Annotated in this window: 17 protein-coding genes and 2 tRNA genes; 1 reads left to right on the top strand and 18 read right to left on the bottom strand. The window is 42.7% G+C overall.

Annotated elements, in window-relative coordinates:
• Positions 1-694: 694 nt before the first annotated feature.
• The 5 genes from H8S37_RS14545 to H8S37_RS14525 form a co-directional block, all read right to left on the bottom strand.
• Positions 695-784 (bottom strand) — tRNA-Ser (locus H8S37_RS14545).
• Positions 785-1167: 383 nt separating this feature from the next.
• Complete coding sequence (locus H8S37_RS14540; protein WP_186876775.1) at positions 1168-1365, bottom strand: hypothetical protein; 198 nt, start codon at positions 1363-1365, stop codon at positions 1168-1170.
• Positions 1366-1430: 65 nt separating this feature from the next.
• Positions 1431-1712: a hypothetical protein gene (locus H8S37_RS14535; protein WP_186876774.1), complete on the bottom strand. Its 282-nt coding sequence runs from the start codon at positions 1710-1712 to the stop codon at positions 1431-1433.
• 271 nt (positions 1713-1983) lie between these two features.
• Positions 1984-2889 carry an AraC family transcriptional regulator gene (locus H8S37_RS14530; protein WP_186876773.1) on the bottom strand — a complete coding sequence of 302 codons (906 nt, stop codon included), beginning with the start codon at positions 2887-2889 and terminating at the stop codon, positions 1984-1986.
• Between the two features lie 55 nt (positions 2890-2944).
• Positions 2945-3814: an AraC family transcriptional regulator gene (locus H8S37_RS14525; RefSeq protein WP_186876797.1), complete on the bottom strand. Its 870-nt coding sequence runs from the start codon at positions 3812-3814 to the stop codon at positions 2945-2947.
• Positions 3815-4078: 264 nt separating this feature from the next.
• Between H8S37_RS14525 and galT the strand changes: the two genes are divergently transcribed.
• Positions 4079-5572, top strand: coding sequence for a UDP-glucose--hexose-1-phosphate uridylyltransferase (galT, locus tag H8S37_RS14520; protein WP_186876772.1), 1494 nt, complete (start codon positions 4079-4081; stop codon positions 5570-5572).
• A gap of 14 nt (positions 5573-5586) precedes the next feature.
• Here the strand turns inward: galT and H8S37_RS14515 are convergent, their stop codons facing one another.
• The 13 genes from H8S37_RS14515 to H8S37_RS14455 all read right to left on the bottom strand — a co-directional run bounded on the left by H8S37_RS14515 (position 5587) and on the right by H8S37_RS14455 (position 18932).
• Positions 5587-6225 (bottom strand): ABC transporter ATP-binding protein, encoded by a 639-nt coding sequence (locus H8S37_RS14515; RefSeq protein WP_186876771.1) that lies wholly within the window; start codon positions 6223-6225, stop codon positions 5587-5589.
• Complete coding sequence (locus H8S37_RS14510) at positions 6215-7141, bottom strand: ABC transporter ATP-binding protein (protein WP_243207206.1); 927 nt, start codon at positions 7139-7141, stop codon at positions 6215-6217. The genes H8S37_RS14515 and H8S37_RS14510 overlap by 11 nt, the downstream gene beginning before the upstream one ends.
• Positions 7142-7157: 16 nt before the next feature.
• Positions 7158-7979 carry an ABC transporter permease gene (locus H8S37_RS14505; RefSeq protein ID WP_186876769.1) on the bottom strand — a complete coding sequence of 274 codons (822 nt, stop codon included), beginning with the start codon at positions 7977-7979 and terminating at the stop codon, positions 7158-7160.
• Positions 7976-8965: an ABC transporter permease gene (locus tag H8S37_RS14500; protein WP_186876768.1), complete on the bottom strand. Its 990-nt coding sequence runs from the start codon at positions 8963-8965 to the stop codon at positions 7976-7978. Before H8S37_RS14500 ends, H8S37_RS14505 begins: the two co-directional genes overlap by 4 nt.
• 12 nt (positions 8966-8977) lie before the next feature.
• Positions 8978-10624 (bottom strand): ABC transporter substrate-binding protein, encoded by a 1647-nt coding sequence (locus tag H8S37_RS14495; RefSeq protein ID WP_186876767.1) that lies wholly within the window; start codon positions 10622-10624, stop codon positions 8978-8980.
• Between the two features lie 99 nt (positions 10625-10723).
• A complete protein-coding gene (locus H8S37_RS14490) occupies positions 10724-11752 on the bottom strand; it encodes a sensor histidine kinase (protein WP_186876766.1) in 1029 nt (342 codons plus the stop codon).
• Positions 11736-12443 carry a response regulator transcription factor gene (locus tag H8S37_RS14485; RefSeq protein ID WP_243207205.1) on the bottom strand — a complete coding sequence of 236 codons (708 nt, stop codon included), beginning with the start codon at positions 12441-12443 and terminating at the stop codon, positions 11736-11738. The genes H8S37_RS14490 and H8S37_RS14485 overlap by 17 nt, the downstream gene beginning before the upstream one ends.
• Positions 12444-12500: 57 nt before the next feature.
• Entirely contained in the window at positions 12501-15014 is a 2514-nt protein-coding gene (locus tag H8S37_RS14480; protein WP_186876765.1) for an ABC transporter permease, read from the bottom strand.
• Positions 15014-15688, bottom strand: a complete 675-nt coding sequence (locus H8S37_RS14475; RefSeq protein WP_186876764.1) for an ABC transporter ATP-binding protein — start codon at positions 15686-15688, stop codon at positions 15014-15016. Before H8S37_RS14475 ends, H8S37_RS14480 begins: the two co-directional genes overlap by 1 nt.
• A 365-nt stretch (positions 15689-16053) precedes the next feature.
• Positions 16054-16139: transfer RNA gene (locus H8S37_RS14470), tRNA-Ser, on the bottom strand.
• Positions 16140-16189: 50 nt separating this feature from the next.
• Positions 16190-16894 (bottom strand): 2-C-methyl-D-erythritol 4-phosphate cytidylyltransferase, encoded by a 705-nt coding sequence (gene ispD / locus H8S37_RS14465; RefSeq protein WP_186876763.1) that lies wholly within the window; start codon positions 16892-16894, stop codon positions 16190-16192.
• A gap of 35 nt (positions 16895-16929) precedes the next feature.
• A complete protein-coding gene (gene tsaD, locus H8S37_RS14460; protein WP_186876762.1) occupies positions 16930-17958 on the bottom strand; it encodes a tRNA (adenosine(37)-N6)-threonylcarbamoyltransferase complex transferase subunit TsaD in 1029 nt (342 codons plus the stop codon).
• 68 nt (positions 17959-18026) lie between these two features.
• Positions 18027-18932, bottom strand: coding sequence for a ribonuclease Z (locus H8S37_RS14455; protein ID WP_186876761.1), 906 nt, complete (start codon positions 18930-18932; stop codon positions 18027-18029).

Genomic DNA, 18932 nt, shown 5'->3' with positions numbered 1-18932 from the left:
CGTTCATCCTGAGCCAGGATCAAACTCTCGCATGTAGAACTTTGGCTTCGTCTTTAAAAGCCTCTTGTTCGTTTGCGCTCCCCATGTTCTTAACGCGGTTTCCCACATGTTTAGAACTGTCGGAGCTTCTTTTTGTTTGCCCGGACCAGAATTAACCTCTAGCTAATTCTTATCCTTTTACTGTTCTTGGTTCGTCTGTATTCCATACAGACCGTTCGAAAATTTCTCTCTTAGAATTTTCAAGGATTGTTGTCTATTGTTCAGTTCTCAAGGTGCTTCTCGTTCCCGCTTCCCAGCGACAACTTCTTTATATTATCAAAGCCGTTATCACTTGTCAAGAACTTTTTTCTTCTTTTTTGCTATTGCTTTTCGCTGTCCCTCATGGGTCAGCTCAAATATATTAGCATTTTTTGTATTGTCTTGTCAAGATATTCCGCAAACTTTTTTACAATATTTGTAACAGTTTAACTGCTCCATTCGTAAAACCGCACTGCGTGCTTATTATGGCTGTCGCCACCGTTTTGCTCATTGACGGGCGTTCAGCTCATACAGATGTACATTCGCAAAAACATGCAAGCATGTTTTATGCCTCTCGCACACTTTATGGCTGAACTGTTACTAATATTTTCATTTACTCTTAACATTCCTAATACACTGTCCTATTTTTTATATATTTTCAAAAAAACAGAACAAACGGAGAAGGAGGGATTTGAACCCTCGCGCCGCTACTAACGACCTACTCCCTTTCCAGGGGAGCCCCTTCGGCCAGCTTGGGTACTTCTCCAAAACGTCCGCTATTTAATATACACGAAATCCCACGTCTTGTCTAGTACTTTTTTACTTTTTTTCAAACGTTTTTTCGCGCTCAAATATACAGTATTTTCTTTTATTTTCATGTACTATATATTGTATCTTTTCTTTACTATAAGGATTCGGGTGTCAAAAGGTAACTTATTTAAATTCTCTTGTCACTTTTCACAAAAAGTAACTTTTCAGACTCCGGTGCGCGGAACATTCCGATGAACTTCTTAATACGAAAATCACGTCAGCAAAGGCTTCCGTGATTTTTGAGTTTCATCTCCATCGCGCATAAAGTCGTCTGGCAAGTTATCTTTTTGTGAAAATTACCGGAAGCATTTTCAAAAGTTACCTTTTAACGCCCTGATCCTATAAGTAAACAATCGGATAGAGGAAGATTCCCTTCCCTATCCGCTTTGATACCACCGTCAGCTTACAGCATTGCTGTTCGCTGTCCCTTGCCCTGTAAATATCTGCTCGTGCAAGCATGGCAGGTCTTTGCTCTACTGCGGTTCGTATTACATGCATGCCACCGGCACGCAGCACCGTTTGTCGGATGTATGACACAAAAAAATACCCGGACGTAATATAGCCATTTCATCCGGGCATTATTATCCTTCTTAATATTTACTTTATGCGATCTTTCCATAGTCTCTTCTTTGGCACCCTCTCCCTTCCAACAGTCCTGTCTGGTATAAATATGTCTCTATCGCCGTTACTTCTTCTTCATTATATTTTGTAAGAACCAGATTCATCTTATCGACAGGACAATGTGACATGATATCCAATAGGCAGTACATATCTGCATAATAGTCCTCTGTCTTTACATAACCACGGATATGAAATTTTACTGTGAGATTTGCAAAATTTCTAAAATCATTTACAGTTTTTAAATGCACAACATAATTTAACATACTTATTTCCTCCTTAAATATAATTGGTTATTCCTTTTATATTTACCGGTAAATCACTTTTTATCTTACTTGTATTATAGGAAGAAACAGAGATAAAAGAAACCGGAATAAAGACAAATTATAGCAAAATACAGTCTTTCTTCCGGTTTTCTTTTTGTGTGCCAATCTCCATATACCGACAGTATAATTAGTAAACTTAGCTCTATTTTACCATTCTGGCACTATCCTCTTTTTCAAAATTATAGCAAAATACAGACAATGCATTATAAAATCAAGCATTCTTCTTTCCTCTTCGGTATTCCATAGGCGTACATCCCATACTCTCATGGAACACTTTTCCAAAATAACTGTTTGAACTAAAACCACAGTTTTCACTGATAGTAATAATATTGTCCCCTGTCTGTAAAAGCATCTGCGCCGCCATATATATCCTATAAGAATTTAAATAGTTTACTGGGGAGTTGTCAATGCAATACTGAAAACATCTGGTACATTCTCTTGCACTGATACTGGCAGAAGCTGCTATATCCTCCAACGTGATTTTCTCTCCGTAATGCGTATGAATATACTGCATCATAACTTTTACCCGTTCCACATCCGTATTATTCTTTGGAATACTTAAGGAGCGTATCTCTTCCGTTGCTTTTAGAAGCATACACCAAAATCTTCCCATCTCTGTCCTAAGCTCTAATTCATAACCAAACGGCTCTTCTCTAGATAGCTCTATCATCTTCAAAATTTTTTCAGTCATACAGATATTCTCATAACTATCCGGATGTATCGGGAACGTCTGAAGCGCTTGGTTGTTCATGATCGGCAGTATATATTTTTCTTCTATTGCATTATGATACATTCCTGACAGGAAATGTGGTTCAAATAAATGTGCAAATATTTCGCAATTGACTTCCACCCTTGTCCGATATGCATGCATTACACCAGAATTAATAAATACCGCATCCCCTTTTTGCAACGTAAACTCTGCATCCGCAGTACGAAATTCTAGTTCTCCATTTGCAATATAGTTTATTTCAAAAGCAGAATGCCAGTGCCAGGGAAATGTCCCGTCTCCATACTTGCTCATTTCTCTGTACATACAGACATACGGAAGGGCAGATTTATCCATAGGCAGTATCTCCCTGCTGTCACTGCCTGCCTGGAAATTTGAAGCTATCAGCATACAAACACCTCCTTTTTCTTCTGCTGCCTCACAAACACTGCTGTTCTATGCGCCACTATCTTCGTTCCTGTACCCCAAATGATTTATTGGTTCCTTTCTTAAGTCTTCTATAAACAGACGGACTTATCTTTCTATATTTTTTAAAAGCTTTCGAAAAGTAAAGATTGTTGTCAAAGCCTACCGAATAAGAAATTGCAGAAATGGACAGTTCCGTTTCCGTCAAAAGATCACATGCTTTTTCTATCCTATATTCAGACAAATACTCTTTCGGTGCCTTTCCTGTATACAACTTGAAAGAACGGAACAGATGGCTTCGGCTTATTCCAACATATGCCGCTACATCCTCTACAGTTATTGAATAGGAATAGTTCTTTTCAATATACTTCTGGGCTTGCTCCACATACAACATTTGTACATCCTTTGTTCTCTCTTTATCATCATAATATCTTATAAATACAGACAACAAACTATACAGCGCTCCCGTCATCGCGACAGATGCTTCATACGTATTTCCTTTTATATCATAAATTCTTTCAAGGCATTTTTGAAGCTCCTCGTTTGGCATTTGCCCGTTCAAAATATAAGGCTTCTCTCTGGCAAACTCTGTATTACGGATTATCTCTCCCGCTTCTGTCCCCATGAACCCCACCCATGCATATTCCCATGGTTCTGTTTTATCTGCATAATAACGCACCTCTTCTCCTGGATACAGAATGAACGTATCCCCTTTTTGTAGATGCCAGGCCGTTCCTCTCGCAAAATAATAACCGTTCCCTGACAAAATATGATGAATACAATAATGATCTCTTATCCCAGGCCCCCACTGATATTCTGGTTCGCATTTCTGATATCCGACATTATAAACTGAAAGCGCATTCAGCCTGGGTTCTCCCATTTTGTATGAATGTTTATATGTACCTGTCATCATGCCGCCTCCCTGCCCTCTATTATAGCGTTTCGAGAATCTATAAACAACATTTTTACATAATATTGCACGTATTTTTTATATGCATCTGTCGGTTCCCGCATTATCATTAAAAAAAGAGCTCCACCTGCAGAAGACTTACGCCCCTCCCACACATATACATTCTATCCCTTATCGGGCAAAACCTCTCTTCTCGAAGGGAATGTATTGCGGTGCGCTCTTTAGAGTATAGTTTTTAGAACATACAAAAGGAGGTACATTGCCATGTTTTATGACGCAGTAAAAAAATTAGTTCAGTATGGAATTGACACGGGTTTGACACCCCGTACGGAAAGAATTTATACAACCAATCGGATTCTCTTCCTTTTCAAAGAAGAAAACTACGAGGATACTCCTTACACTCTAAGTAACATTTCTCTAGAAGATATACTTAAGCAACTACTTGACGAAGCTGTTCAAAGAAGGCTGATCGAAGATACATTCGCTTGCCGTGATTCGTTTGCCTCTAAGCTCATGGACTGTCTGCTGCCCCGCCCTGCGCAGATTCAGCAGAAGTTCTGGCATATATATCAGCATTCTCCCGCAGCCGCGACAAAGTATTATTATAATTTAAGCCAGAACAGCAACTATATCCAGCGTTCTCGGATCAAGCTAGATCAAAAATGGAGTGTAGAAACCCAATACGGGTCTCTGGATATAACCATCAATCTTTCTAAACCGGAAAAGGATCCTAAAGCCATTGCCGCCGCTGGGAAAAAGCTCCCCTCCTCCTATCCCAAATGTCTGCTTTGTCCAGAAAATGAAGGGTATGCCGGCAGGAGTTATTATCCTGCACGTGACAATCTCCGTATTATCCCCCTTACACTTAATCAAGAGGAATGGGCATTTCAGTACTCTCCTTATGTTTATTACAATGAGCATTGTATTGTATTCAGTCAAAAACATCTTCCTATGAAAATAGACACATCTACTTTTGAAAAATTATTTGCTTTTGTCCGCATGTTTCCTCATTATTTTCTTGGTTCAAATGCAGAACTGCCCATTGTAGGAGGCTCTATCTTAAGCCATGAACATTTCCAGGGCGGAAACTATACATTTGCAATGGCAAAAGCACCTATTACCTTCTCTTTTACAGTACCTGGATATGAAGAAGTGCAAGCAGGCATTGTAAAGTGGCCACTTTCCGTTATTCGCCTTTGTAGTACGAAAACAAAAAAGCTTATTGCCCTTGCCACACATATTCTGGAAAAATGGCGCTGTTATTCAGATGAAAAAGCAGGCATTTTCGCCGTAACAGACGGTATCCTACACAATACTATTACTCCTATTGCACGAAAAAATGGAAATTTATATGAACTCGATCTTGTACTGCGAAATAATATCACGACGGAAAAATATCCGTACGGTGTATTCCACCCTCACACAGATCTCCACCATATTAAGAAGGAAAATATCGGCCTGATTGAAGTTATGGGGCTTGCCGTCCTTCCAGGCCGCCTAAAGACAGAGATGGACTTGCTAAAGGAAGCAATTCTGAACCAAAGTAATATATACAATAATCCGGTTATCGCCAAGCATGCTGCTTGGGCCTGGCAGTTTCTTCCTTTATATCAGAATATTACAGATTCAAATATTACATATATTTTACAGCAAGAAATCGGAAAGGTCTTCTGCCGCGCGCTGGAAGATGCCGGTGTATACAAACACACTCCGCAGGGAAAAAAGGCATTTCTCCGTTTTATAGATGCCCTCCGCTGATCTACGGTGCAGGATTACCCCGCACCGTTTCCATTTTCCCCTATATGATTTATCTCTTTGAGATTGATAATCCTGGTGCATACCTTCTTTGCCAACTCTGCATTATGCGTTACCATCAAAAGTCCCAGCCGACGCTCTTTTACCTCTTTTAACATCAGATTCCAAATCTGCGCTTGCGTAATTACATCCAGCATCGTGCTCATTTCATCTGCAAAAAGGAAATGTGTTCCCTGGAACAGAGAACGCGCCACGCAAAACCTCTGTAATTCTCCTCCGGAAAGTTCCCGCGGGTATCGGTTCAGCCAATCCCTTTCGATTCCCAGTGCCTCCATTACCTCTTCCCGAAACATACCGGATTCCTCCAATACTTTTTTCATCTTCCATCTGGGATTAATCGCCTTCTCTGGATGCTGATAAATAAGCTGTACCGGAGAAATCCCCTTTTTCGGCAGAGGCTTCCCATCCAATCGCACGCTTCCCTCCTGTGGCTCTAAATATCCTGACAAAATCCGCATCAACGTACTTTTCCCATAACCACTGGGGCCCACTAAGCCTACTCGCTCTCCCTCCTCTATGGATATACTTACATCTTTTAGAATCCAAGGCATTCTTTCATGGTAGCGAAAGCTTATATTTTTTCCTTCAATCTGCATGAATACACCTCACATATCCTCCCCGCACCTCTGTCATAGGTATTTCGTTCTCACATTCTTTTGTCTTAAGAGGACACCTAGGAGAAAATAGACAGCCCTTAGGTAAATATTTTGCATAGGGCTGAAAGCCAGGAATAGGCTTAAAACCATTTTGTGGCAAAGCCTCCCAAAGCGCCTTAGAATATGGGTGCCTAAGAGTTTCTTTTCCTTTTAAAAAATCTGCTGCTTTCGCTGTTTCCACTGTTGTTCCGGCATAAAATACAGAAATCCTGTCTGCAATGTGAAATGCCAAATCAATGTCATGGGTAATTAGAACTACCGCTTTCCCTGCGTCTGCTAATTCCCTGAAAACCTGCAATGCTTCCAATGCCATTTCTAAATCCAGCCCAGGGGTAGGCTCATCCGCAATAATCAACTGCGCCCCGCTTAACACCGCGGTTGCAACCAGAACCCTCCTTGCCATTCCTCCGGAAAGCTGAAAAGGATATAGTTTCTCTGTTTCTTCCTTTAAATGAAGCCTTTTAAAAATTTCCTTCTGTGCTTTTATTATCTGCCGGTTCGGTTTTGTTCCCCGCACCTGTGCTCCTATCGTCATCAGTGGATCTAAATAGGACACCGACTGGGGAACCAACGCCATCTCTGTCCCACGCAGCGCTTCTTTGTCTTTCTGGGACAACACTTTTCCTTTATAGAAAACCTTCCCCGTCATAACCGCATTTTCCGGCAATAGTCCCATAACCGCGTGAGCAAACAGACTTTTCCCACTTCCACTGGATCCTGCAATGGCAACGATTTCCCCTGGCCGCACATCCAGCGTCAAGTTAGAAATGACTTTCAAATCATATTGCTCCAGCCCACCATCATACATATGGAAAGATACTGACAAATCTTTTACTAATAAAATAGCTTCTTTCATCTTCCGTATCCTCCTTTTACTCATGTGCACTGTATGGATCCATAATCTTCTTTAGATTTTCTCCCAGCCTGTCAAACAGCAGTACAATGATTACCAGCATAAGTCCGGGGAAAAAGGCAAGCCACCACATTCCTGCAGACAGATACTGCATAGATTCAGACAAAATAATTCCAATGGCCGGCTGTTCCGGCGGAAGTCCAAATCCCAAGAACGTTAAACTTGATTCATGCATAATCGCATGGGGAAACATAAGAATCAATCCGATCAAGAACTGTGGAACCATATGCGGTAAAATATGATGCACTGTAATCCACCTGCTGGAATGTCCCAGCTTTCTGGATACCTCAATATACTGTTGGGATCGGATTTGCAGCACCTCACTCCGGATAATACGCGCAAGTCCTGTCCAATGTGTAATGGCAACACCGATTAGTACCCCCTTTAATCCTTTTCCGCAGGCAAAGGAAATTAAAATCAACAGCACAGTATGTGGAATCCCCATAACCAAATCAATCATCCAATTCACAAAATGGTCCAGCCAGGACACTCCTGACGCCGCTGCAACCCCTACAATAAGGGCAATTACAGCGCTGACTGTAGAAGCTACTGTTCCAACGATAATACTTACGGAAAGCCCCTTCATCGTTCGCGCCAACATATCTCTCCCTAACATATCCGTCCCAAAGGGGTGTTCCCAGGAGGGTTTCAAGCCTTTTTGCGAAAAATCTGCCGCAATGAAATCATCACTGATAAAAAGTCCCGCGAGATACACCGCCGCTAATACAGCAAAAATCACCCCGACAAACACAATCATTTTCGTTCTCCGGTTGAGATTCATTTTATGCAGCCCTCCCTTATCTGCGGATCTACAATGCCATAAATTATATTTGCAAGCATATTTCCTACAAAGACAAACAACGTACTAAATAGCGTAATTCCTAAAAGCAAAGGCACATCCGAATACATTCCTGCCGCTGAAACCGCTGCTCCTAATCCTGGATATGAAAATATATTTTCTGCTAACACTGACCCGCCAAACAATTCACTAAAGGAGCCAAACTGCATCGTTACTGCGGGAAGCAGAATATTGCGCAGTCCATGTCGTTTTAACACACTCCACTTCGACTCTCCTCTTGCTTTCGCGAACAATACATAGTCGCTCTCTAACACATCCACCAGCTTTTCTCTCGTATGGAGCGCCACATTCGCAAAGGATAGAAAACTCAATGTTAAAGCTGGCAACACGAGATGATGTATTCTCTGTAAAATAGTTACCTCGTCTGCCGGAACTCCTTTTGGTACACTCATCCCAAATGGAAACCACCCCAGCATGACGGAAAATACCATAAGGAACACTATCCCAATCCAAAACGTGGGGATAGAACACATCACGAAACATACCTTCTTTAAAATTTTGTCCAGCCATCTTCCGTTAAACAGACCCATAACACAACCTATGGCAAACCCTAATACACCAGAAAATATCCATGCTGTCATCATAAGCGCTAATGATGCTCCAAATTTTTCCACAATAATATCCAGTACCGGACGTCTGTATAAAAGAGACACCCCAAAGTCTCCATGCAGTACGGAACCTGCCCAGGCAAAAAAACGTTCCACAGGCGGATCGTTTAACCCCCAGTATTCTGCAATCTTTGCCCTCTGCTCCACACTGACATTCGGCACGGCCCCTACATATTGCTGTACCGGATCTACCGGCGACAGGCTGACGAGTACAAAGCTAATCACACTGACTGCGATCAGCAAAGTTATCATACGGAACAAATATTTTCCTGTGCATTTCAGATAATATTTCTTCTTCATAAAAGTTTCTCTCTATGCCTCCCAAGTCCACTCCGCAAGGTTTGCAATCAGTGGCCACGCCTGCCCATGTGCATGGATTCTCTGTTTTCCAATATCCAAACCGTCTTTGACAAAATACAAATGTGTCATATTTACATAGAATGCCCAGGGAGCTTCACCTTTCATAGATGTCCCTGTCTCTCCGTCCCACTGTGCTTTCTGCCACCATTCATAAGAATCCTCAATGGAAATGGAATTCATTGCTGCATCCAGATATGCGTCGGTCTTTTCACTCGTATAAAATTCTGGATTATAAAAATCCGTCTTTCCTGCATTGCTGCTGTGATACAGCATATAAGAAGTCATGGGACTGTCAGAACCCCATCCCATAATCATAGGTTCGGAAAACATTCTTTTCACAGTATCATCCGCACTCACACCCTCTACAGTAATAGCAAATCCCATATTCTCTTTGGCCTGATTTGCCACAGACATAGCAACTGCCTGCCGCATAGAATCTCCTGCGAAATACATCAGATGAAATGCAAGCTCCTCACCATTCTTTTCACGAATCCCGTCTCCATCTGTATCTATCCAGCCGGATTCTTCCAGGAGTGCGACGGCATAGTCAATATCTGTCTCAATCACACACGCTTCATTCCACCAAGGCATACCGTCACATTCCGAATAAGCCGGAGCTGCATATCCATTCAACGCTTCTGTAATAATCTTCTCACGATCAATCCCATAACTTAGGGCCTTTCTTACATTTACATCACAGGTAATATTATTTCCTATTTTATACCCATCCTCTGTTACTTTTCCTGTATCTGGTACGGTGGGAAGCGTAATCCCCCGGTTGTCTACAGACTCTGCCTCCTCTACATGCATGCCTTCGATCTCTGTTGCTGCAAGAGTCGCAGAAGTCAGAGCAATGTCAACCTCTCCGGCCTGTGCCGCCACAAGCCTTACATCCTCTTCCTCCTGGATCAGAACGATCGCCCGTTCTATTTGTGGTTGTTCTCCATAATACTCCTCGTTTGCTTCCAAAATAAACTGCTGGCCTTTATCCCACTGCACCAGTTTATAAGGGCCGGAGCCAACCACCTGATCTGCCTCCAGACCAAACTGGTCGCTGTATACGCTTTCCGGCACAATTCCTAATTGAGCGATTGTATAGATAAAGGTTACACAAGGCTTAGAAAGTTTAAATTCCACTGTAGTATCATCCACCGCCGTACAGCTTTCCAGCATCGTTAAATCCATATACGTTGCCTTTTCCTTTGTCGTATGAAAAGTAAACGCAACATCCGACGCCTTTAACGGCTCCCCGTTTGTAAATTTTACATCATCACGAATTTTAAAAGTCCAGACAAGCCCATCCTCGCTTACTGTATACGAGACAGCCAAGTCATTTTCCAGTTGATTCTCTCCATTTACCTTCACCAAATTTGAATACAGAGGTGAACCTGTATAGCCGAAGCCCGTACAAGGATCAAAAGAGTCTCCCTCACTGGTAAATCCAATCGTCACTTCTGAGGCCGCCTCGCTTCCTGCGCTTTTTCCTGCCTCTTCCTTCTGTGCCAAAGAAGTGCCGGAATCACTGGAACCACTGCATCCAGTAATCGTAAGCGCCGCCGCGCAAAGCAAAACAAGTGCTGCTTTCCTTCTGTTTTTCATACTATCCTCCTGATAAGACACGCTTGTTTTCATTTTCACAATAAGTATACCGGATAAAATGATTACCTGTAAGCCCGCCAGGGGGATAATCTTTCGCCCTTACTTCTCCATTCTCAAAAAGAGACTGAATATGTTCCCTGTTTCCTTTTTACTCTCTACTTTCAGATAGCCTCCCTGCCCTGTAATAATTTCACGCGCCAGATACAGCCCAAGTCCCACTCCATCTTTTATAAGCGCCGCGTTTTTTCCGCGGTAGAATCGCTGGAATATTTTCGTATAATCCTCTTTTGGTATGACTGTTCCGTAGTTTGTCACATCAATTCTGGCGAATAAATCATATGCTTCCATATAAATCTGAACGGGCATATTTTTCTGTCCGTACTTCACCGCATTATCCAAAATATTAAAAAGTGCTTCTTCCGTCCATCTTCTGTCATATACCGCCTCTATATCCTGTGCTCCGGATAAGCAGATTTCATTTCCCTGCATTTTTGCCTTCAAAGATATTTGGTCGACAGCCGAAAGCACCATATTAAGGATTGGCTGCTTCTTTGGTTCCAGCTTTCTGATATCTGATTCCAGCCTGACCGTCTTTGTAAACCCTTCTGCAAACCACCCCAGCTTTTCTACCTGCGAATCAATCACCCCGCATATCTGGGTCTTTTCTTTATCAGAAAGAGTATCCTGAGTAAGAAAGCTGCAATACATTTGAATATTTGTAAGCGGAGTATTTACCTGATGGACAAGATCTGCCACCAATTCGCTTATCTCTTCATGCGCTGTTTTCTCCCTATCCTTCGCGCTGTTTAAAATATAATACAGTTTTTCAATTTGTGTCTGGAACTTTCCAAGGAGGGATTCCTCTGTTGCCGAAAATTCCTTTACAGGTGTTCCGTCTATCATACTTTGGATACAGTTGTCGACTTTTCCCAAAACTTGATTTATATTCCTGGAGATTCTCCAATAAGCGCCGGCAAAAATAACCAAATTCCACACTCCGTATACCGCTGTCAAAAACAAAGATGCCCCTGTTTTAAATCCAATGAATAAAAATACAAGCAGGGATATGCACCATATCCCCGCTGTAATACTTATTATAAGTCTTATTTCTTTACTGCTGCTCTGCATTTTTGTCACTCCATTTATACCCGATTCCGAAAACAGTCAATATCCATTCCGGATTTCTTTTATCGTCCTCAATTTTATCACGAAGCCTGGAAATATTCACGCTCAAAGTATTTTTATCCACAAAATTCCCGTCAATATCCCATATCTTTTCCAGCAATGTCTCCCATGTCAAAACTTGATTGCGATTCTGTATCAAAGTTTCTAGAATTTTTGATTCTGTCCGGCTAAGCGAGACTTCCTTATCCTTTTTAAACAAAATCTTTTTCTCAAAATCATAGAGCAGATCTCCCGCACTATATCTGCCATCGCTTCTTACAGAGCTTCTTTTCAGCAGCGCTTTTAGTCTCCTGGTCAAAAGAGGAATAGAAAACGGTTTTGTCACATAATCATCCGCGCCGGCATCAAATCCTTTTATCATATCTTTTTCTGTATTACGCGCAGTCAAAAATATCACTGGGATTTCTGTTGTTTTCCTTAGTACCTCCAGGTACTCTCTACTGTCTCCATCCGGAAGTGTCACGTCCAAAAGAATCGCATCTGCCTTTATTCTGTACATTGACTTTAATTCCTCCAGGCTGCCCGCTGCCTCTGTCATATACCCTTCCTTTTTTAGAGCGTATTTAAGTCCCTGCCGCAAAGCAGCGTCATCCTCTACAATAAGAATCCGGTACATTCCCTTAACCCTCCCCATATTCCAGATTTTCCACAATTCTTCGTTTCTGTAAGCATCGCCGTCTTTTACAGGCGCCTATTCCGCCTCTCGCAGTCGTTCCACCACAGTCTTCTTATTTAATACTCTTGTCAATATACATGCTACCGCAATACTCAATATGACTCCTGCTGCCGCCACCATACATAGCGCCGCGGTATACAGTTCCGGAACAAATCCTGTAGACAAAGGATACTGAGATACTGCCTTCGTCACAATCAAGCCCGCCGGCACGATCAAAATCATACTTATTAATATCATTTTGATTCCCTCCAGGAAAATATTCGTAATCATCTGGTATTTTGTCATACCAATAGACTGAAGGGCCGCAAATTCAAGCTTCCGCGACAATACGTTTGTAACCAGCGTATTTACAATATTTGCCATACCTATAAATCCAATAACAATCCCCACAAATATCCCGATACACACCTTCTGATTCTTCTGTACCTCTTCACTTAAGCGTGTTTCATATTTCGAGCTGACTCTAATTTGAGAATTCAGGCTTTGCGCCGTTATATCTTCCAGTGCCTCTTGATATTTACTTTCCTCCTTGCCTGATGTATTTATCAGCACACTGCTCACCATTTTTTCGGCCTGTTCACCATAAATATCCAGAAAGCTCGTATCCGGCAGAATAATCTGGACTCCGGCTCTTATCTCTCCTGCATAGTCATCCGGCTTTGTTCCTACAATCGCCAGTACAGTAAATGTCTTGTCTATATAAGTATTTTTCTCATAGTCATAGAAAGAAAGCGTAATCTCTTCTCCCGCCTTTAGTGCGTCAAACGCAAAATCATCTCCCGCAAAATTCGCATAATAGGGCTGATAAATCAAATAATTTCCTTCCGCGAATTTTTCTGTATCCAGTTCACCGTCATATACCTGTAAGTGCTTTCCTTCCATTTCTAACGCGGAAGCTTCCATCCCCAGAATTCCCGTCTGATAATTGCCTGTCTCTTTTATCTCCTCCTTTTGCTCCTCTCCCCCTGGCAGACCGGTTGAATGAAATTCTCTCTCTGCCACTTTTTTAAAGTCTCCGTCATACTTAATTGCCCCCATAGATTCTTCATAGAACCCATACAATGGTTTCTGTTCCAAATCAACAGCCCGATAAAAAGTATAACTCTCTTCCACAAAATCTAGATTCTCGATCTTTTTCACCATTTCCATATCCACTGGCTCATACGGATCGTCCATAAGCTGTCCTGCATGATACTGATATACTGTAAAATCTGCCTCATTCATCCGTTCTGCCATCCATTCTGTGTCATATCCTACAAGCGCCGTATAAAGAGCGCAGAATAGAATACCGCTTAACGTAAATGAAAGGACTGCAAAAACCGTTTTTTTCTTTCCCGTTGTACGAAATCTCGCCGCTTCAACCGGAGTTACCCTCGCCCCTAATGCTAACGCTTTCCGGCTGCTTAACCATACTGTAACCATAGAAAACAGAGCTGAAACCAACACTGCATACACCAGAGAAAGCCCCGCTTCGTAGTATCTGGAAAAACTGTAGTCAGCTCCTTTCAAAAGACGAATTACTAAAAGGTTTAGTCCTGTACCTGCCAGAATACCGGCACAGATTCCCAAAACTCCCAGCCTTCTTACCTGCCAGCCTAACATTGTATGAATCTGTTTTCCTGTCATTCCTATCGTTTTCATACTTCCCATAAAACGAATATCATTTACAACCGAGATATAGAAAATATTGTAAATCAAAATATATCCATATGCAATCAAAAGCAGGATAAGCGCTGCTCCACCCAAAAACAACATCGTATAATCTTGTGTCGTAACAAGGCACGTTCCATTTCCACCCACCGCTTCGTTTAAACCATCCAGCTTCTCACTCACTTCCGAAGACGGGGTCTGCGCTGTCACGCCTTCTAATTTCGTATATATGGTACCCTCATCCCCTAATTCCGGATTATAAATATCCGGAAATTCTTCTACTGTGTAAAGTTCTTCATAGTCTTCAATCGCTTCCAACGGATTATCATAAAATCCACTGATTGTCACTTCGACAGGCTTTTGTACGCGCTCTCCTCCCTCCTGTACAATCAGGTTCAGCGTCATCTTCTGCCCCGGCGTCATGTCTTTTCCTATCTTTTTTGCCAGTGTATCTGACATCAGAATTTCATGCTCATTTTTAGGATACGTTCCATTTATCAGTTCCACATAATGATGCTGATAATATCCATCGCTAACCGCAAGAAACTTCACTGTATTTCCCGCAAATTCTTTATTTTTAGGAGTCCCTTTCATACACAGCCTTGCAATGTCCGCCCATTCTACTTCCGGTTGTTTTTCTATTTTCTCAAGCACTTCCCTGTTTCCATAAATACCCGCGCCATTGGTTCCCGGAGCCGGATTCATCTGTGCCTCTGTCATCAGAGCTTTTACCGTACTGACACCTGCTCCGCATACGACTGTAATCAGAATCGCTGTGAGGGCAATCGCCAGGCATGCCATAATGTTCCGCAGACGGTGCACTTTCATCGTCCCACGTGCAATTTCTCTTACCATCTCTTTGTTGGAGTTTTCATACATTACTGCTCACCTCCAACAATTCTGCCGTCTTCTATGTGAATGATCCGATCCGCAAGCTGTGCGATCTCCTCATTATGTGTGATCATTATAATTGTCTGGTGGAACTCCCTGCTTGTCATTTTCAAAAGTCCCATAACTTCCTGACTTGTTTTGGAGTCCAGATTTCCGGTCGGCTCGTCCGCAAGTATAATCGCCGGCTTTGCAGAAAGTGCCCGCGCAATCGCCACTCGCTGCTGCTGCCCGCCTGAAAGTTGATTAGGATAAGATTTCAATTTCTTTTCAATACCAAGCATAGATGTAATTCTCCGGATATACTTCTCATCCACCTTATTTCCATCCAGCTTCACCGGCATCACGATATTTTTGTACGTATTTAAAACTGTCACTAAATTATAATTTTGAAAAATAAAGCCTATTTTGCGGCGTCTAAATATCGTCAGCTCATCTGGTTTCATCCCAGAAATATCCTGTCCGTCTATAATAATTTTCCCTTTATCTGGTATATCCAGTCCCCCGATCAGGTTCAATATGGTAGTTTTTCCAGAACCGCTTGTTCCAACAATCGCAACAAACTCGCCTGCTTCCACAGAAAAGCTGATGTGATCCACCGCTTTTACAAGACTCTCTCCCTTTCCGTAAAATTTCACAAGATCTTTTGCCTCTAATATTTTCATCTGATCCTCTCCTTACCTTGTTTTTCAAGTCAGCCTTGATGATTCTATTAAAGCAGACAGTTCTTACAAACTTCTTACAAATTTTATTTTTTCTAATACAAATATGCTGCACACTCGTTGTCATACTCTTTACAAAAAACTAAGAACAAAGTGGACAAGCCCACTTCAACTCCCCTGCCCCTCACTCTTGAGGGACTTGTCCACTTTGCGCGCCGCCGCAATACCGCAAAGCGGTAAATTTCCTTATTGCAGAGTGCGCATACTGCCCAAAGATTTTTTATATCATAGGTCAGTCCGAAGGACTTTCCTATGATATAAAAAAAGTGATAAACCTCTTATATAGGCTTATCACTCTTTCTCTCAAACGGAGAGGGTGGGATTCGAACCCACGCGCCCTTGCGGACAAACGGTTTTCAAGACCGCCTCGTTATGACCACTTCGATACCTCTCCATGCGACGTCAATTATTCTACCATAATCATCATCCACGTGTCAAGGGATGTCAGGAAAAATATTTTTGCGCAAAAACTTCCGCCACCTCTAAATCTTCCGGTGTCGTAATCTTAATGTTTTCATAGGAACCGTAAACGAACTGAATCGGATGGTTCAGCATCTGTTCTACCACCATTGCATCATCTGTCACTTCAATATGTGCCTGGCGCATCAACATGGCATAGGCTCCCCTTAACAACTCTGAATCAAATACCTGGGGTGTCTGTACCATCCATAACTCCTCTCGTTTCGGTGTCTCTTTCACAAATCCATTTTCATCTGCAATCTTAATCGTATCTTTCACAGGCATACCCACTACACACGCCTTACCGGCACACACCGCTTCATACGCACGTGCTATCATGTCCTTATCTACAAAAGGACGCGCCCCGTCATGCACGAATACATACCCGTCTTTTTGCATCCTGCAAAGTCCATTCCACACAGAATGATACCGTTCTGCTCCTCCTGCCAGAATCGCTTTCACTTTACTTATTCCATATTTCTCTACGATCTCTTCTTTACAATACTGTTCTTCTCCCTCTCCTGTAACGAGAATTATCTCATCTATCAAAGGAGAAGCTTCAAATGTATGCAGGGAATAATATAGAACCGGCCGCCCGCCAAGCAGCAGATACTGTTTATGTACTTCCGTTCCCATCCGCCTGCCCTGGCCTGCTGCAAGCACAATCGCAGTACAATACTTCTTTTCCATAAAACGTTTTCCTCTTTTCCTTTTTACGCGTGTCGTTAACGTTCTCCCAATTTTAGATTTGGAACTGCGTTTAAGTCCCAGCCATGTCTTGTCCCGGCAAGATACTCATAGTATGCCGCTGCTCCAATCATCGCGGCATTGTCCGTACACAAAACAGGAGAGGGATAGTAGAACTGTATTCCCCTTTCTTTGCATGCCGCTTCCATACCTACGCGAAGCGCGCTATTAGATGCCACTCCGCCTGCAATCGCAAATTTATAGATTCCGAATTCTTCCGCCGCACACATCGCTTTCTCTACGAGCACGTCTACCACTGCTTTTTGGAACGATGCGGCAATATCTGCCGGATCATAGGTTTCTCCCTTCATCTTACATCCATTGATATAATTTAACACAGCGGATTTCAAACCACTAAAGCTGAAATCGTAAGGGGCATCCTCCATATGTGCTTTTGGAAACCGGACTGCCTCTGGATTTCCTTCTTTCGCCAGGCGGTCAATCTTTGGCCCTCCCGGGTATCCCAGCCCGATCGCGCGCGCCACCTTGTCATATGCTTCTCCCGCCGCGTCATCTCTGGTTCTTCCCAATATCTCATATACACCATAGTCCTTTACGCGGACAAGGTGCGTATGCCCGCCAGATACTACCAGGCAGAAGAACGGCGGTTCCAACTCTGGATGCTCAATATAATTTGCAGAAATGTGTCCTTCTATATGGTGCACTCCAACCAATGGCAGATTTCTCGCATAGGCGATCGCCTTCGCCTCTGCTACGCCTACTAAGAGCGCACCTACAAGCCCCGGGCCATAGGTCACGCCTATTACGTCAATATCATCCAGCGTTACGTGCGCTTCTTTTAACGCCTCTTCAATCACCTGGTTAATTTTTTCAATATGTTTTCTTGAGGCGATTTCCGGCACAACCCCGCCATATAATTTATGCAGGTCTATCTGTGATGAAATGACATTGGAAAGCACTTCCCTTCCATTGTGTACAACGGCTGCCGCTGTCTCATCACAAGAGCTTTCCACTGCCAGCACATTAATATCTTTAATTTCTTTCATAAAAGCCTCTTTTCCTTCTCTGCCAAGTTTTAAGTACGTTTGTAAATTTTATTCTCTTGCTGCCTTCGTCAAGAAAATTGCAATTCCACCGACATTCTGTCTCTGCCGGCTCTGGCTCTTGGAAAAATTTTCTTTACTTCTTCCATATATTCTTCAGGACGGGTCAAAGACGGGCTGTAGTGTGTCAGCCACATTTCTCCCACGTCAGCCTCCTTTGCGATCTGCGCCGCCTCATAGAACGTCATATGTTTATATTCTACCGCTTTCGCTGCCTTGTCCTTCTCCGCGTACATACCCTCACAGATAAACAAATCCGCCCCTTTTGCATTTTCACAGATAGAGTTCGTCGGACGTGTGTCTGTCGTATAGGTCAATTTAATTCCCCGCCGCGGCGGGCCAAGCACCATATCCGGCGTCAAACGGCCGTTTTCTGTCTCAACGGTCTCTCCCTTCTGCAAAATACTCCAGTATTTCTGTGGAATCTTTTGTTCCTTTGCCCGTTCCAGATCAAATTTTCCTGCACGGTCAATTTCCAATGTATATCCATAGCAGACTACATTATGATTCACACGAAATGCCTTTAATCTGTATCCATTTATTTCAAATGTCTGCTCTGCTCCTTCAATTTCCCTGAAAAGAATAGGAAACGGCAGCTCCGGCGCTATCACACGCAATGCCTTCACTACCCGTTCAAGACCTTTAGGGCCGATCAGCGTCAGGGGTTCCCTGCGGTCTGCATTCCCCATTGTAAGAAGCAGTCCCGGAAGTCCGCTGATATGATCGCCATGAAAATGCGTAAAACAGATCACGTCGATCGGCTTGAAGCTCCAGCCCTTTTCTTTGATCGCAATCTGCGTCCCCTCTCCACAGTCAATCAAAAGACTGCTCCCATTGTATCTCGTCATCAGCGCTGTCAACCAGCGGTAGGGAAGCGGCATCATTCCACCGCTTCCAAGCAAACATACATCTAACAT

It is taken from the genome of Mediterraneibacter hominis (assembly GCF_014287475.1).
GTDB classification, from domain to species: Bacteria; Bacillota; Clostridia; order Lachnospirales; family Lachnospiraceae; genus Mediterraneibacter; species Mediterraneibacter hominis.
The sequence above is the reverse complement of the archived record's forward strand: the minus strand, read 5'-3'. Positions and strand labels throughout refer to the sequence as shown.

Excerpts from the sequence above, each read along its gene's own strand:
- H8S37_RS14535 (WP_186876774.1), bottom strand. The coding sequence starts at position 1,712 with ATGTTAAATTATGTTGTGCATTTAAAAACTGTAAATGATTTTAGAAAT.
- H8S37_RS14530 (WP_186876773.1), bottom strand. The coding sequence starts at position 2,889 with ATGCTGATAGCTTCAAATTTCCAGGCAGGCAGTGACAGCAGGGAGATA.
- H8S37_RS14525 (WP_186876797.1), bottom strand. The coding sequence starts at position 3,814 with ATGACAGGTACATATAAACATTCATACAAAATGGGAGAACCCAGGCTG.
- galT (WP_186876772.1), top strand. The coding sequence starts at position 4,079 with ATGTTTTATGACGCAGTAAAAAAATTAGTTCAGTATGGAATTGACACG.
- H8S37_RS14515 (WP_186876771.1), bottom strand. The coding sequence starts at position 6,225 with ATGCAGATTGAAGGAAAAAATATAAGCTTTCGCTACCATGAAAGAATG.
- H8S37_RS14510 (WP_243207206.1), bottom strand. The coding sequence starts at position 7,141 with ATGAAAGAAGCTATTTTATTAGTAAAAGATTTGTCAGTATCTTTCCAT.
- H8S37_RS14505 (WP_186876769.1), bottom strand. The coding sequence starts at position 7,979 with ATGAATCTCAACCGGAGAACGAAAATGATTGTGTTTGTCGGGGTGATT.
- H8S37_RS14500 (WP_186876768.1), bottom strand. The coding sequence starts at position 8,965 with ATGAAGAAGAAATATTATCTGAAATGCACAGGAAAATATTTGTTCCGT.
- H8S37_RS14495 (WP_186876767.1), bottom strand. The coding sequence starts at position 10,624 with ATGAAAAACAGAAGGAAAGCAGCACTTGTTTTGCTTTGCGCGGCGGCG.
- H8S37_RS14490 (WP_186876766.1), bottom strand. The coding sequence starts at position 11,752 with ATGCAGAGCAGCAGTAAAGAAATAAGACTTATAATAAGTATTACAGCG.
- H8S37_RS14485 (WP_243207205.1), bottom strand. The coding sequence starts at position 12,443 with ATGGGGAGGGTTAAGGGAATGTACCGGATTCTTATTGTAGAGGATGAC.
- H8S37_RS14480 (WP_186876765.1), bottom strand. The coding sequence starts at position 15,014 with ATGTATGAAAACTCCAACAAAGAGATGGTAAGAGAAATTGCACGTGGG.
- H8S37_RS14475 (WP_186876764.1), bottom strand. The coding sequence starts at position 15,688 with ATGAAAATATTAGAGGCAAAAGATCTTGTGAAATTTTACGGAAAGGGA.
- ispD (WP_186876763.1), bottom strand. The coding sequence starts at position 16,894 with ATGGAAAAGAAGTATTGTACTGCGATTGTGCTTGCAGCAGGCCAGGGC.
- tsaD (WP_186876762.1), bottom strand. The coding sequence starts at position 17,958 with ATGAAAGAAATTAAAGATATTAATGTGCTGGCAGTGGAAAGCTCTTGT.
- H8S37_RS14455 (WP_186876761.1), bottom strand. The coding sequence starts at position 18,932 with ATGTTAGATGTATGTTTGCTTGGAAGCGGTGGAATGATGCCGCTTCCC.